Source organism: Pseudomonas sp. NPDC087358 (assembly GCF_044900785.1).
Taxonomy (GTDB): domain Bacteria; phylum Pseudomonadota; class Gammaproteobacteria; order Pseudomonadales; family Pseudomonadaceae; genus Aquipseudomonas.
The window spans coordinates 41,590-55,375 of the sequence record NZ_JBJDOA010000010.1 but is presented as its reverse complement, the minus strand read 5'-3'; the positions used below and the strand labels follow the sequence as shown (position 1 = coordinate 55,375).

12 protein-coding genes are annotated in these 13,786 nt (G+C 58.7%); 9 read left to right on the top strand and 3 right to left on the bottom strand.

Annotated elements, in window-relative coordinates; all coding sequences use genetic code 11:
- The first annotated feature begins 19 nt into the window (after positions 1-19).
- The 6 genes from ACI2KS_RS21585 (at position 20) to ACI2KS_RS21560 (ending at position 6,939) form a co-directional block, all read left to right on the top strand.
- Positions 20-1,471, top strand: coding sequence for an aldehyde dehydrogenase family protein (locus ACI2KS_RS21585; RefSeq protein WP_404623038.1), 1,452 nt, complete (start codon positions 20-22; stop codon positions 1,469-1,471).
- Positions 1,468-2,529 (top strand): membrane dipeptidase, encoded by a 1,062-nt coding sequence (locus ACI2KS_RS21580; RefSeq protein WP_404623037.1) that lies wholly within the window; start codon positions 1,468-1,470, stop codon positions 2,527-2,529. Before ACI2KS_RS21585 ends, ACI2KS_RS21580 begins: the two co-directional genes overlap by 4 nt.
- Before the next feature lie 122 nt (positions 2,530-2,651).
- Positions 2,652-4,211, top strand: coding sequence for a BCCT family transporter (locus tag ACI2KS_RS21575; RefSeq protein ID WP_404623036.1), 1,560 nt, complete (start codon positions 2,652-2,654; stop codon positions 4,209-4,211).
- Complete coding sequence (locus tag ACI2KS_RS21570) at positions 4,212-5,906, top strand: hypothetical protein (RefSeq protein ID WP_404623035.1); 1,695 nt, start codon at positions 4,212-4,214, stop codon at positions 5,904-5,906.
- The gene (locus ACI2KS_RS21565; protein WP_404623034.1) at positions 5,887-6,540 is read left to right on the top strand and encodes a DUF3726 domain-containing protein; all 654 of its coding nucleotides are present in this window, start codon (positions 5,887-5,889) and stop codon (positions 6,538-6,540) included. Before ACI2KS_RS21570 ends, ACI2KS_RS21565 begins: the two co-directional genes overlap by 20 nt.
- 30 nt (positions 6,541-6,570) lie before the next feature.
- A complete protein-coding gene (locus tag ACI2KS_RS21560; protein WP_404623033.1) occupies positions 6,571-6,939 on the top strand; it encodes a RidA family protein in 369 nt (122 codons plus the stop codon).
- Positions 6,940-7,069: 130 nt separating this feature from the next.
- Here the strand turns inward: ACI2KS_RS21560 and ACI2KS_RS21555 are convergent, their stop codons facing one another.
- The 3 genes from ACI2KS_RS21555 to ACI2KS_RS21545 form a co-directional block, all read right to left on the bottom strand.
- On the bottom strand, positions 7,070-7,771 hold the full coding sequence (locus tag ACI2KS_RS21555) for a pirin family protein (protein WP_404623032.1): 702 nt from the start codon (positions 7,769-7,771) through the stop codon (positions 7,070-7,072).
- 369 nt (positions 7,772-8,140) lie between these two features.
- Positions 8,141-8,581 (bottom strand): MarR family winged helix-turn-helix transcriptional regulator, encoded by a 441-nt coding sequence (locus ACI2KS_RS21550; protein ID WP_404623031.1) that lies wholly within the window; start codon positions 8,579-8,581, stop codon positions 8,141-8,143.
- 65 nt (positions 8,582-8,646) lie between these two features.
- The gene (locus tag ACI2KS_RS21545; RefSeq protein ID WP_404623030.1) at positions 8,647-10,278 is read right to left on the bottom strand and encodes a DHA2 family efflux MFS transporter permease subunit; all 1,632 of its coding nucleotides are present in this window, start codon (positions 10,276-10,278) and stop codon (positions 8,647-8,649) included.
- 409 nt (positions 10,279-10,687) lie between these two features.
- Between ACI2KS_RS21545 and ACI2KS_RS21540 the strand changes: the two genes are divergently transcribed.
- The 3 genes from ACI2KS_RS21540 (at position 10,688) to ACI2KS_RS21530 (ending at position 13,784) form a co-directional block, all read left to right on the top strand.
- Positions 10,688-11,182, top strand: a complete 495-nt coding sequence (locus ACI2KS_RS21540) for a hydroxyquinol 1,2-dioxygenase (protein ID WP_404623178.1) — start codon at positions 10,688-10,690, stop codon at positions 11,180-11,182.
- A 39-nt stretch (positions 11,183-11,221) separates the two neighbouring features.
- Positions 11,222-12,241: a hydroxyquinol 1,2-dioxygenase gene (locus ACI2KS_RS21535; protein ID WP_404623029.1), complete on the top strand. Its 1,020-nt coding sequence runs from the start codon at positions 11,222-11,224 to the stop codon at positions 12,239-12,241.
- A 79-nt stretch (positions 12,242-12,320) separates the two neighbouring features.
- Positions 12,321-13,784 (top strand): aldehyde dehydrogenase family protein, encoded by a 1,464-nt coding sequence (locus ACI2KS_RS21530; RefSeq protein ID WP_404623028.1) that lies wholly within the window; start codon positions 12,321-12,323, stop codon positions 13,782-13,784.
- Positions 13,785-13,786: the final 2 nt, after the last annotated feature.

The following is a 13,786-nucleotide window of genomic DNA, read 5'->3' as shown; positions in this document are numbered from 1 at the left end:
TGCCGCTCAGGAGAATTTCATGAGTCACAAGCATTGCAACTACATCGCCGGCCAGTGGCTTGCAGGTGTCAGCGAGATTGAAAATCGCAACCCCTCCGATACCGACGACCTGATCGGCCTGTATGCCCAGGCTTCCCGATCGCAACTCGATAGCGCCGTTGCCGCTGCCCATGACGCTCAGAAAATCTGGGCACGCAGTGGCATCGAGCAGCGCTACAAGGTGCTGATGAGCATCGGTGAGGAACTGATCAAGCGTGCCGAAGAAATCGGCCGGATTCTTTCCCGCGAAGAAGGCAAGCCGCAGGCTGAAGGCCGTGGTGAGGTGTATCGCGCCGGGCAGTTCTTTACCTATTACGCCGCAGAAACCCTGCGTCAGTTGGGTCATACCGCCGATTCGGTGCGTGACGGCATCGAGATCGACATCCGTCGCGAGCCGGTGGGCGTGGTAGCGATCGTCTCGCCGTGGAATTTCCCCATGGCCACCGCCTGCTGGAAAATCGCCCCAGCGCTGGCATTCGGCAATGCCGTGGTTTGGAAGCCGGCCAACCTGACCCCGGCCAGCGCGGTCATCCTGGGGGAAATCTTCTCGCGTCAGGATCTGCCCAAGGGGCTGTTCAATCTGCTAATGGGTGCCGGTGCCGAGATGGGTCAGGCGCTCATCGAGCATCCGGGCATCAGCGCTATTTCTTTTACAGGCTCCGTGGACGTGGGCAAAGGCATCGCCGCTTCGGCAGCCGTTAACCTGACCAAGGTCCAGCTGGAGATGGGCTCGAAAAACGCCTTGGCGGTGATGGACGATGCCGACCTGGATCTGGCCGTGAGCTGCGCAGTCAACGGTGCCTTCGGTGGCACCGGACAGAAATGCACGGCGTCGTCGCGCTTGATCGTACATGCGGACATTCACGACGCCTTCGTCGAGAAACTGCTCATCGCGACTCAGGCGCTGAAGGTCGGCCATGCCCTGGAAGCCGGGACCCAGATCGGCCCGGTTGCCAGTGAGGCGCAACTGCAGGCCAACCTTGCCAATATCCAGTTGGGGCGCGAAGAGGGCGCCGAGCTGCTCACCGGCGGTCAACGTCTTGAACGGGCGACGCCGGGGTTTTACCAGGCACCGGCGTTGTTCGTCGGTGGGCACAACAGCATGCGCATCAACCGCGAAGAGCTGTTTGCGCCGATTGCCTGTGTGATCAAGGCCAGCAGTTACGACGAGGCGCTGAGTCTGGTCAACGATACCCGTTTCGGCCTGACGGCCGGCATCGTGACCCGCTCCCTGGCCCGCGCCACTCACTTCCGCCGCAACGCTGGGGTGGGCTGCGTGATGGTCAACCTGCCCACCGCAGGCACTGACTATCACGTTCCGTTTGGCGGCCGCGGCGACTCAAGCTATGGCCCGCGGGAGCAAGGCCGCTCGGCGGTGGAGTTCTACACCCACGTCAAGACCGGCTACATCGCCGCGGGAGCACCGCTGTGAGCCTGGCGCAAACATTCGCCGCCCGCGGGCCGCGAATCGACGGCATGCAGTACGACAACTGGTCGGAGAAGATTTTCCAGCAGATGCGCGCCGGCGGCGTCGATGCCGTGCACGTGACCATCGCCTACCACGAAAACTTTCGCGAGATGGTCGCCAATATCGAAGCCTGGAACCAGCGGTTTCAGCGTTACGCGCACCTGATTCTGCACGGTAAATGGGCCAGTGATATCGCGCTGGCCCGGCAGACAGGGCGTACGGCGATCTTCTTTGGCTTTCAGAATCCGTCACCGATCGAAGATGACATCGGCCTGGTGGAGGTGGTGCATAGCCTCGGCGCACGCTTCATGCAGTTGACCTACAACAACCAGTCGCTGCTGGCGACCGGCTGTTATGAGCAAAACGACCCGGGCCTGACACGCATGGGCAAGCAGGTGGTCCGCGAGATGAACCGGGTGGGTCTGGTGGTGGACATGTCGCACTCCGCCGAACGCTCGACCCTGGAAGCCATCGAGCTTTCCCAGCGCCCGATTGCCATTACTCACGCCAACCCGGCGTTCTGGCATGCGGCGCTGCGCAACAAGTCGGACACCGTGCTCAAGGCGTTGGGCGAGAGCGGCGGGATGTTTGGCTTCTCGCTCTACCCGCACCACCTCAAGGACAAGAGCGCCTGCACCGTGCAGAGCTTCTGCGAAATGATCGCGCGCTGCGCCGAGCTGATGGGCGTCGAGCATCTGGGCATAGGTTCGGACTTGTGTCAGGACCAGCCCAACAGCGTGGTCGACTGGATGCGCGTCGGTCGCTGGACCCTGGAGGTCGACTACGGCGAAGGCTCCAAGGCGCAGCCAGGGTTTCCCGACCAACCCGAGTGGTTTGCTGATAACCGCGACTTTCACAACATCGAATCGGGCCTGCGTGCCGCAGGTTTCAGCGCCGCCGACAGCGCCGCCATCATGGGCGGTAACTGGCTGCGCTTTTTTGAGGAGAGTTTCACCTCGGCGCAGCAAAAGGTTCAAACGACCGCCGAGCCCAGTGTTCAGCCTTGCGGGATCGCGGTTTGAGGTTCCCCGAGAGCGACAGATTGTCCTGATGCAAGCCCTGCCAAGGGGCATCGCCAAGCACCAAAAACAATAAATGCGCCCATAACAATTATTAGCGACTGCCATCACTTTGCGGAGGCACTATGGAAATTCCAAGCGAAATCAACGCGGGCCTCGAGACACCTGTACGGCGCAACAGCCCGGCAGGTGCGCTCAACTGGTCGATATTCTGGATCAGCGGCGGCTTCTTCCTGCTGTTTCTGGTCATCGCCCTGGTCGACCTGAACACCCTTTCTTTACTTATTGGCAGCGCCTTTGCCTGGAGCACGCGTTTCTTCGGTTTGTACTGGCAGGTACTGATGCTGCTGACATTTGCCGCCAGCCTGTACATCGGTTACACCCGTCTGGGTCGAGTGCGCCTCGGTGGGGTGACACACAAGCCGAGCATCAGCACCTTCAACTGGGTGTCGATGATCATGTGTGCGTTGCTGGCCGGTGGTGGCGCATTCTGGGCAGCGGCAGAACCCATGATGCATTTCCTCACGCCAGCGCCTTATTACGCAGTCGCCGCAAACACCGGCCCTGCTGGCGTTGCGGCACTGTCACAGTCTTTCTTGCACTGGGGCTTCATGGCCTGGGCGGTGCTGGGCAGCCTGTTGACGGTGGTGTACATGTACCTGCATCACGAAAAGAACCTGCCGCTGATGCCGCGCACCTTGCTCTATCCGTTGCTGGGCAAGCGTGCCCTCAAGGGCCCGATCGCGGTGTTCGCCGACGCCTCGGCGATCATCGCCGTGGTCGCAGGCACTATCGGGCCGGTGGGGTTTCTGGGCTTGCAGATCGCGTTCGTGCTGCACTCGGTGTGGGGCGTACCTAATACCATCATGGTCCAGTCCATGGTGATTCTCGCGGTGACGGTGATCTATACGCTGTCTTGCGTGATCGGGTTGGGCGGGCTGCGCCTGGTCAGCAAGGTGCATGTGTGGTTGATGCTGGGTCTGGCTGCGTTCCTGTTCATTTTCGGCCCGACGCTGTTCCTCTCCGAGACCTTCGCCCAGAGCCTGGCGCTGCACGTCACAAGCTTTTTCCAGACGGCCCTGTACCGCGACGACAGTTCATGGCTCAACGGCTGGACGCTGTTCTACTGGGGCTGGTTCATCGGCTATGCACCGATGATGGGGATCTACGTGGCCAAGGTCTCTCGCGGCCGGACCATTCGTGAAGTGATCACCCTGATGTCAGTGGCTGCACCGTTGATCACCATGGTCTGGTTCACGCTGGTGGGCGGCACCGGAATCGGTGTTGAATTGCAGTCACCCGGCAGCGTGATCAGTCACGGCGTGCAGCCGGAAGCGCTGTTGCTCGGAGTCGCCCAGTCCATGCCCATGCCGAATCTGATTTCTGCACTGTTCCTGTTCTTAAGCTTTTTCTCGGTGGTGACCAGTGCAGGCTCGATGTCCTACACCGTGGCCATGGCCGTGAGCCGTGGCGAAGGTGAGTCTCCGGCCTGGTTGCGGGTGTTTTGGGGGGCAGGGATGGGGTTGGTGGGTGCCACGCTGATTACGCTCGGCCAGGGCGGGGTCAGTGCCTTGCAGTCGTTCATCGTGATCACTGCGGTCCCGGTTTCCCTGCTGATTCTGCCATCGGTCTGGGATGCGATCCGCATCGCCCGGCAGATGGCCCGCGACCAGGGGGTGATCTGAATGGACATGCGATCACCCGCAGTGGTCATGAAGGCTTCTCGACTGGGAGCGTTTCACCAGTCGCGGCTGTCATTCATGCGCCAGTTGCTACGCCGCCTCAAGAATGAACAGTGGCAGTTCCAGCGCTCGGTATGGACCGTGGACGCACAGGGCGTGGGCCGGGCCGTGTACACCGCGACCGGGCCGCAGCGCAGTTACAGTCTGGTGGCGTTTGCCCATGATCTGGACCCGGCGATGCGCTCGGACCGGGTCATCGCCACCGCCTGGGATGCGACCTTCGCTCTGTTTGACGGAATACCCGATGCCGAGGATCTGGCGCGTCTTGAGGCCAACGTGCCAAGACAGGAAGCCGGGCGTGTTTCATCGCGAGAACTGTGCATGGCCCGGGCCAACCGCTCCGTGCGACTGTTCGAGCATGTGGTGCAGGCCCTGTCCGAGGGGCACCAGCCACAGCGTGAAGAAATCGACGGGGTGGGCTACCTGATGCGCACCACCGCGGTTTACGGCAGTGGCAAGTTTGGCGCCGCGGATCGTGAAAGCATTGCCCTGCGGCCAGAGCTGGCTGCGCCGTTTCAGGCGGAAATGCTCACCGTGTATCTGATCCGGGCGTTCACCCTGGATCTGGTCGAGCACCTGGCCAAGGTTCGCGCACCGCAACGTGCGGTGAGCCTGGCGCCGGACTTGCGTCGTCGTTTCGGTATCGGCAACTCCACCGGGTTGGGCATGGCTCCGTTTTTGCTCAACCATCCGGTGCTGTTGAACAACTGGGTCAGCGCACGAGAGACGGCATTACAAAGGGTGCGCGCCGTGCAGCAAGCGAGCGCCGAAGAGCGCCGGGTGTTTGCCGATTACCTGAAGCGGGCCAGTGCCAGTATCAGCCACTGGCACTCCGAACACGAACTGCAACGCACGCGCATTGTGCAGTTGCAGGACGATATGTCTTGGGTGCAGCGACAGCTGGACGACGGAATCCTGGATCAGCGTGCGCCGTGGGACGCCCTTTATCGCTGGGCTGAAGCCGTGCTGTCGCTGGAAGCCCAGGAGTGCCTGGTGTCGCTGCTGCTGGAGCCTTACGCGCACCTTGTGGATGAGCTGGGCGACGGCATGCAGGCAGACGAGCAGCAGAGTTTCGTCATCGATGGTGGGATGAGGGTGGGCCGGTTGCGGGACATTCTGCTGGCCCGTTACAGCTGGGTCAGCGCTATCGATTTTTCCAACCAGAGCAGCCAGGCGCTGTTCTGGTACGTGTCCGAAGAAAAGCTCGAACCACGGATCGGTCGACGCTTCGACGAGCCCGGACAAGACCTCGAGCAACCTCTGGCGGTGGCCCGTGATATCCGCCGCTTGCAGGCAGCACTGGAGCCATACCCGGACGAGCAACGGCTGGCGGGTTTCCTGCTCCAGCATCCGGAGCATCGTCACAGCGTGCGCAGAGTGCAGCTGGCTCCGGCGTTTCCGTACGCCGACATTCAGGACAACCTGATTGATCAGGCACTGCTGCCGATCGACCTGCTGCGTTGCAAGCTGTCTTTCTTCGGTGCCACGCATTTTGACCCGCGCTCGGATCGCTGGGTGCGTATCACCCTCTACCAGGGTGCGCCATTGCCCCATGAATTGACGGAAATGCCGGCGGACGATTGGTCCTGCCCACGTCTTGACAGTCAGGAGCAGCACCGTGAATGCATCGTTGAATGAAATCGAAAGCCTCTGCAAGAAGGCCGCTCGCGGTGCCGGATTATCCTGGGGGCTGGCTGAGGAGGCCGGCAGAGCAGCGCGCTGGCTCAGCGGCAATGGTCTGGACGGGCCGGCACTGTTAGCTGCGCAATTGCGCCTGGATGATGGGCGCGCTTATTCGCAGCTGGCGCCCGACATCGGCAGCGAATGTTGGGAACGGGTGGGAAGCTCGATGTGCCCGCTGATCTGCGGAGTAGCACTGAGCGACTATGGTTACCTGATACGCGAAAACGGTCGAATCCTGCTCGGGAAGGTGACCTGTCCACAGTTACTGCTGCCCTTCGTCAGCGCCACTGCCACGCAGTTGGGCATTGCGCTGCAGTTGTCATGGCGCGGTTGCATCCTTGAGTTTTCACCGGGCGCAGAGGGCGTGCTGATACAGGCCGACACTTTCGCCAGCACGCACGTCGAGGGAGTGAGTTGCGTGTGCATCAAAGCTGCCAGTGAGACCGGGCAAGCGCTGAGCGGCTCCATTGCGCCGTTGGCCACCGGCGTCCATGACTATCTCGACAGCCTGGCCGCGCGCACCTACGTGCCTGCCTCGCAAGCTTCACGCCTGTCAGGCGCAGGGGCCGGATTGAGCGACAACCTCTGATACATCCATACATCAACCGAGAGCATTGCAATGTCGGAATCGATCCAGAAAATCGGCACCACTCCACGTTTCAGCGAAGCAGCCATTTACAATCAGACCGTCTACCTGTCGGGCAAGGTATCGCAAATCGTTGACGCAGATCTTCCGGCCCAGACCGCTGACGTTCTCAAACAGATCGATGAAGCCCTGGAGAGGGCTGGCAGCGACAAAGGCCAACTGCTAAGCGCGCAGATATGGCTCAAGGACATGGCAGATTACCCCGCGATGAATCAGCTATGGGATGCCTGGCTGGCCGACGTCGAGGCACCCGTGCGCGCTTGCGTGCAAGCACCGATGGCCAAGCCGCATTACCGGATTGAAATCATGGTGATCGCGGGTCAGCGTGTACTGAATCTGTAGTGAGGTTGCAAGGCCTCGTTGCGCTCGAGGAAACCGTGACTCACGTACAAGCTTGCGCGAGTCGCGGACGACTCCTGCAGATTAAGTATGGCCAGCAAAAACAGTTCTCTCCGCGCACAGTGGAATACCTCTAACCCGATATATCGACTAGCACGACTTCGCTGCGTTGATGCGCGAGAAATTTCAGGACGGACTCGTGCTGGATCGCGGCGCCGTCACCTGAATTGACCAGCACGCCGTTCACCTCAATACTTCCCGACGCCACCACGACGTAGATTTTTCTGCCGGTTTCGACTGAATACTCAGCCTGCTCGGCGGCGTCGATGGTTGCTGCCGCCAAGCGAGCGCAGGCACGTATGCGCAACGCGTCATGATCATCGTCAAAGCCACTGGCGAGCGTCACGAATCTTCCGTTGGATATCTGCGTGGGGAAGGGTCTGACACCCCAGCTGGGAGGCAAACCTTTTTGATCCGGGAAGATCCAGATTTGAAAGATTTTTGTTTCCTCATCCTCAAGATTATATTCACTGTGTTGAATGCCAGTACCTGCGCTCATTACCTGCACATCCCCGGCAACAGTCCGCCCTTTGTTTCCGAGATCATCCTGGTGGGTGATTGCACCTTTACGTACGTAAGTGATGATCTCCATCTCTTCATGTGCATGGGTGGCAAATCCGCTGTTGGGCGCGATGGTATCGTCGTTCCAGACTCTCATACGGCCCCAGTTCGTTCGGTTGGGGTCTTGATAATCGGCGAAAGAGAAATGATGGCGAGTGTCCAACCAGCCGTGGTTGCTGCCACCCAGTTTTGAGTGCGGGCGCAATTCAATCATGTTTTTTGCCTTTTTCCGGTGTTATTGATAAATGCGTCTTTCCACCCTGTAAATGAATATTAATTAGCACTCAATGGAAAATCGAAAGAATCGAACGGTTCAATCCAATTCCTTGATCGAACTTGGATGGACCCCTATTTGTAGGGGGGCGCGGTCGGGGTCGGGGTCAGTTGTCAGTGGGCAGTTGACGGTTCTAAAAATGCGAACAGGATGTTTGCTTTTTTAGAAATCCTAGAATAGGACAGACAGGTATCCCCAATTTTAAATAATGAGTGTTCATATGAGTCAGCCAACTAGGCCGGGCACTCATCCTGTCCACCAAACTGTTTGGACATCTGTCCGATCCCCATGAAGCGTGCCTGTACCGCGCTACTCAGATGCGATGAATTTATTGAGCAAACGGAGAAACTCGGTAAATTCTTCTCGGCTGAAATGCGTCAATCTGGCGTTTAGCACAGGGGGGACGATCTCTGGAATCTGCTCGGCCAGTCGGGAGCCTTTTTCTGTGAGGTTCAGATTGACGATACGGCGATCTTCACCGCTGCGAGAACGTGCCAGCAACCCTTTGTCTTCCAGCTTATCGAGGACTCGGGTCATCAGTCCGGTGTCGATTCCCAGCAGGGTCGAGAGTTCGAACGGAGTGCTTGCCATCGCGCGCTGAAGCGAAAGCAAAATGCCCATTTGCTGGCTGGTAATGTCGTGCTCCTTGAGCGCGGCATCAATCTCGGCCGTCACCAGGTTGCGGGCTTTGGCCAAAGTAAACCCGACGCTTTGCGTCAGTATGAAGTTTCGTTTGTTGTAATGGTTCACATCGTCTCCGCAAGGGCTTTGGTCAGGAGCAAGGCAGCGCACTGTTGTCGATGCAGTTTACCGCGCTAGTGTGCGGTAACGCCCGCAGCGGCGGCTGCGTGTCTGTCTGGGTGAGTCACCCAGATCAGTGGAATGATCAGTACGAAGACTACCGCAGACAGCCAGAACATGTCGTTGAGCCCCAGCATAGCCGCCTGCGCGTTCATTCTGGTCTCGGTGAAGGCCAAGGCTTTGTTGATCCCGACATTGAGGGTTTTCTGCAGCATGATCACCGACTCCATGAATGTCGGATTGTAGATAGACAACTGCTCGGCCAGGCGCGCGTGATGCTCGATGGTGCGATTGTTCCAGCCGGTAGTCAGCAACGAAGTGCCGACCGCACCGGCAAATACTCGAACAAAGTTCGACAGCCCGGCGGCAGCAGGGATTTTTTCCGCAGGCAAACCCGAAAGGATGATGGCCGTGAGCGGCACGAAGAACAGGGCCGTGGGGATACCCTGGAGCAATGTAGGCAGTACCAGCGTGTAGACATCTACCCCGGTGGTGTACCGCGAACGCATGAAAAACACGCCCGCAAAGCCCAAAAATGCCAGCGTGGCCAGTATTCTTGCATCCATTCTGGGCATGATCTTGCCCATTACTGGCGCCAGTACCACTGCGAAAATCCCGAGCGGTGCAGTGACCAGACCTGCGTCTACCGAGCGGTAGCCCAGATAGCCCTGAATCCATTGCGGCAGCAAAACCAGGTTTGCGAAGAACACCGCATACGCCACCGATATGGCGATAGTCCCCCCCAGGAAGTTACGGCCGGCAAACAGACGAAGATCGATGATGGGTCTTTCATCGGTCAGCTCCCAGATCAGAAAAAACACGAAACTGACGAGGGCAAATGCGGCCAGGGCGCAAATCACTGGCGAGCTGAACCAGTCCAGATCCTTGCCTTTGTCGAGCATGATTTGCAGCGAGCCAACCCAGGCGACGAGGGAAAACAAGCCGACGAGGTCAATTGGCAGGCGTCGGCCTGGAGTTTCTCGGTCCCTGTAGATCAGCCAGATAACGCCTGCGGCGAACAGCCCTACTGGGATGTTGACGTAAAAAATCCACGACCAGCTGTAACTGTCGGTGATCCAACCGCCCAGCGCTGGGCCGGCAATCGGTCCGACGGTGGCCGTCATGGCCCAGAGTGAGAGGGCGCTTGAGCTTTTATTCTTTGCAAAGGTGCCCAGCAGCAGCGCTTGCGAGAGCGGCACCAAGGGGCCAGCAGCAACGCCTTGCAGCACTCTGGCGGCGAGCAGGATGGGGAGGGTCGGCGCGACACCGCACAACCAGGAGGCCAGGGAGAACAGCAAGATCGCCGCCACGAACAGGCGGACCTGTCCAAAGCGCTGGGACAGCCAGCCGGTCAGCGGAATAGAGATCGCATTTGCGGCCGCAAACAGGGTGATGACCCACGTGCCTTCATCAACGGACACCCCTAAATTACCGGAAATGGTTGGAATGGCGACGTTGGCGATCGAGGAATCCAGCACATTCATGAACGTGGCGAGGGACACTGCCAGGGCACCGAGAAAAAACTTCATTCCGGTAAGGGGAGGGAGCGGGGGCGCCGCCATCGCAGAGGGCATTTTGCCTCCAGGGTTCGCGTTAATGGATAACTGACATGTCAGATATAGGGTCGTAAAAAACCGTACGTCCATGAGTGGCGACGTACGGTGATTAACTGACCTGAATAGTATCTGACTTTGCAGATATATCAATGTTCGTCCATCGGTTTTTGATCAGAGGCCGTGCCTGCTGTTGATCGATCCTGATGGTCCTGCTTGATCGACTGGCGTGCTAACCCCGAGCAAGCAACCTTTGCAGGCACAGGTCGGCAAGGCACGAGCCAATGGCCAGCTTTGCTTTGCGCGATCTCCAGCTCTTACAGTGAAAAACACAAGTGCCATCGAAGATCGTTTCTGCCAACCGCTACAGTGGCTGGTGACTTGTGGAGGGTGCGACGTTTGTATTTTGCAAACATAACGGTCGCCGGTTTCGGAATTGTTCCCGCTTAATGATCGCCGTACCTTAGTAGCTCATCCCTATAACAACAAAGCGGTGAACGCGATGAGTAGTGCTGCAATCAAGACAGTGTTTGGTTCGCTGGAAAACTACAGCAAAGGATCGGTGGAGATTATCAATGGCCAGGCGCGTCATTATGCATTTTCCAACGTTTTCGAAGTCGCTGAAAAGTCCCGTCCTTATGAGAAAGTTGTGGTCGGCCTGAACTTGGGCTATGTCATCGAAACGCTTCGCGCAGAAGGTCAATCATCTTGGTATAGCGCCGCTCATGATGAGTTTGCAATTGTCATGGATGGCGAAGTGCGGGTCGATTTTCTCAAGCTCGATCACCCTCTCAAACAAGGCGAGGGCACTCAACTGGCCGGAGAAGTGCCCTCCGGCACCCCCATGGGTTATGTGCTGCTCAAACGTGGTCACCAATGTCTGTTGCCGTCCGGTACCGCGTACCGGTTTGAGGCAAATCGTCCGGGTGTGATTTTGCAACAGACCATCAAGGGCCCGTTATCAGTCGAGAAGTGGGCTGATATCTGCCTCAAGTGAAGTGATTTTTTTCAAACCAGAAACAAGAGGAACAATCTCATGGCCATGCTCGAAGCCGTTACCGATGCCCCGTCGTTAGCCCACGATGAAGTGAATGCCAGCGCACCTCACCCGGTTACAGGTTACCGGTCGTTCAAACTGGGTGCCTTTGAACTGTCGCGTGACGAATATTTCGCACGCATCACTTGGCCTGCCAAAGGCCAAACCCGCTCCCATCTTATTCCGGCGGACGCTTTTCTTCGCGCCATGATGCGCGACGTGGCCTGGGGGTTTTTCTACGGCTGGGTCAATTTCGATCATGTGATTGGCACTCATAACCACTACGGCAACGTCGACCTGTATGCCGGTACGTTCAACGGCGTACTCAAGGCGGCCGAGGTCAATTACACCGAGAACTTCGAAACACCACTGATCATGGCGACTTTCAAGGCGATTCTGCGCGACTGGACCAACGCCGTGTTCGATCCCTTCGCGGCACCTCAGGAAACCGAGACGGCATTTGGTCGCAAGAAGGGTGACAACATCGAGGCCATCGAGCGCTTTCGCATCGCCACCAAACGCATGCCAGGCCTCAAGGACGATTCGCCATTGCGCGATGACCTGCCTGTGAACCGTCACTTCGCCGACGTTAACCAGGATGAACCCGAGGTCCATGCCGCCGACGGTTTCGAAGGCCAGTTGCATGCCTTCAGCCTGTTCAAATACCTGTCGCGTTCGGATGTCACCTGGAACCCTTCAGTGAGTTCGGTATGCCAGGCAAGCCTGTTCTGTCCGACTACCGAAGAATTCATCCTTCCGGTGTTTCACGGTAATGACCGGGTCGAATGGTTCCTGCAGATGTCGGACGTGATCGTCTGGGATGTCGCGGACAAAGACGATGGCAACCCTCGAGCCCGGATCACCATGCGTCCGGGGGATATCTGCGCGATGCCCGCCGACATTCGTCACCAGGGTTACTCAACCAAACGCTCGATGCTGATGGTGTGGGAAAACGCCACGCCAAACTTGCCGCAACGGTATGAGAGCGGGGAACTGACACCGTACCCCATCGAGTTCTGAGCCGCGGTCAGGCCCGGTGACACCGGGCTTTTTCTTTCATGCGTCATTGCGCTGCCGGTGGCGGGGCAAGGAAACCTTCATGCGAAATCAACTTTATATTAACGGTCAGTTCGTGGATGCGGTCGCTGGCGGCACGATCGACGTCGTGGCGCCCCATGACGGATCGCTGATCACGAAAGTCGCTGCTGCCCAAGCAGAAGATGTCGACATTGCCGTTGACGCCGCAAAGCGCGCATTCCCGGCCTGGGCTGCGCTCGGGGCGGCCGAGCGCGGCCGACTGTTGCTCAGACTGGCCGACAGGATCGAAGCGTGCGCCGAGGAACTGGCACAGCTGGAATCGCTGAACACCGGACATCCGATTCGCGATTCCCGAGCGCTCGATGTACCGCGCACCGCTGCCTGCTTTCGCTACTTCGGCGGGATGGCGGACAAAGTCGAAGGTGCGGTGGTTCCGGTCGACCCCGGCTTTCTCAATTACGTGCAGCGCAAGCCTATTGGCGTCGTGGGACAAATCGTGCCCTGGAATTTTCCGCTGATGTTTACCAGTTGGAAGATGGGCCCGGCACTGGCCGCGGGCAATACCGTCGTGATCAAACCCTCAGAGATCACTCCGCTCTCGACCCTGCGCATTGTCGAGCTGATGACCGAGGTCGGATTTCCACCAGGTGTGGTCAACGTTCTGCCTGGCTACGGTCATAGCGCCGGACAGCGCCTGGCGGAACATCCGGATGTCGGCAAGATTGCTTTCACCGGGTCGACGGCCACGGGCAGGCGTGTTGTCGAAGCGTCCCAAGGCAACCTCAAGCGGGTGCAACTGGAACTCGGTGGCAAAGGTGCCAACATCGTTTTCGCCGATGCCAACCTTGAGGCAGCGGTGAACGGTGCGGCCTGGGCGATTTTCCATAACCAGGGACAGGCCTGCATCGCCGGGTCGCGATTGATCCTGCACGAGGACATTGCCGATGAGTTTCTTGAGCGATTCATCACCCTGGCCCGGTCCATTCGAATCGGCAGCCCACTGGACCCCCAAACGGAAATGGGGCCGCTGACTTCGGCTCTGCACCGCGACCGCGTACTTGCCTATGTCGATATCTGCCGCGAGCAGGGCGGCAGGGTCCTGACAGGTGGCAAGGCGCCAGCTGATCCTGGACTGGCCAACGGATTTTATATCGAGCCAACGGTCGTTGAAGCCGCCCCAGGGGACCGGGTGGCTCAGGAAGAAGTGTTCGGCCCTTTTGTCACCGTGCTGCGCTTCAGTACGGATGAACAAGCACTGGCCATTGCCAACGGTACGCAATATGGCCTGGGAAGCGGCCTTTGGACCCAGGATCTGTCACGTGCCCACAGGATCGCCGATTCGATCCGCGCTGGCATGTGCTGGATCAACTGCTACAAGCGGGTGAGTCCTGGCAGTCCGTTCGGTGGTGTCGGCCAGTCTGGTTATGGACGTGAAATGGGGTTTGAGGCCATGCACGACTACACCGATGCCCATTCGGTATGGGTCAACGTCGATGCGAAGATTCCCCCTTACTACAAGCGATGAGG

Bases quoted from the DNA above. Each gene is read 5' to 3' on its own strand.
- ACI2KS_RS21575 (WP_404623036.1), top strand. From the start codon at position 2,652: ATGGAAATTCCAAGCGAAATCAACGCGGGCCTCGAGACACCTGTACGG.
- ACI2KS_RS21555 (WP_404623032.1), bottom strand. From the start codon at position 7,771: ATGATTGAATTGCGCCCGCACTCAAAACTGGGTGGCAGCAACCACGGC.
- ACI2KS_RS21545 (WP_404623030.1), bottom strand. From the start codon at position 10,278: ATGGACGTACGGTTTTTTACGACCCTATATCTGACATGTCAGTTATCC.
- ACI2KS_RS21540 (WP_404623178.1), top strand. From the start codon at position 10,688: ATGAGTAGTGCTGCAATCAAGACAGTGTTTGGTTCGCTGGAAAACTAC.
- ACI2KS_RS21560 (WP_404623033.1), top strand. From the start codon at position 6,571: ATGTCGGAATCGATCCAGAAAATCGGCACCACTCCACGTTTCAGCGAA.
- ACI2KS_RS21585 (WP_404623038.1), top strand. From the start codon at position 20: ATGAGTCACAAGCATTGCAACTACATCGCCGGCCAGTGGCTTGCAGGT.
- ACI2KS_RS21530 (WP_404623028.1), top strand. From the start codon at position 12,321: ATGCGAAATCAACTTTATATTAACGGTCAGTTCGTGGATGCGGTCGCT.
- ACI2KS_RS21535 (WP_404623029.1), top strand. From the start codon at position 11,222: ATGGCCATGCTCGAAGCCGTTACCGATGCCCCGTCGTTAGCCCACGAT.
- ACI2KS_RS21570 (WP_404623035.1), top strand. From the start codon at position 4,212: ATGGACATGCGATCACCCGCAGTGGTCATGAAGGCTTCTCGACTGGGA.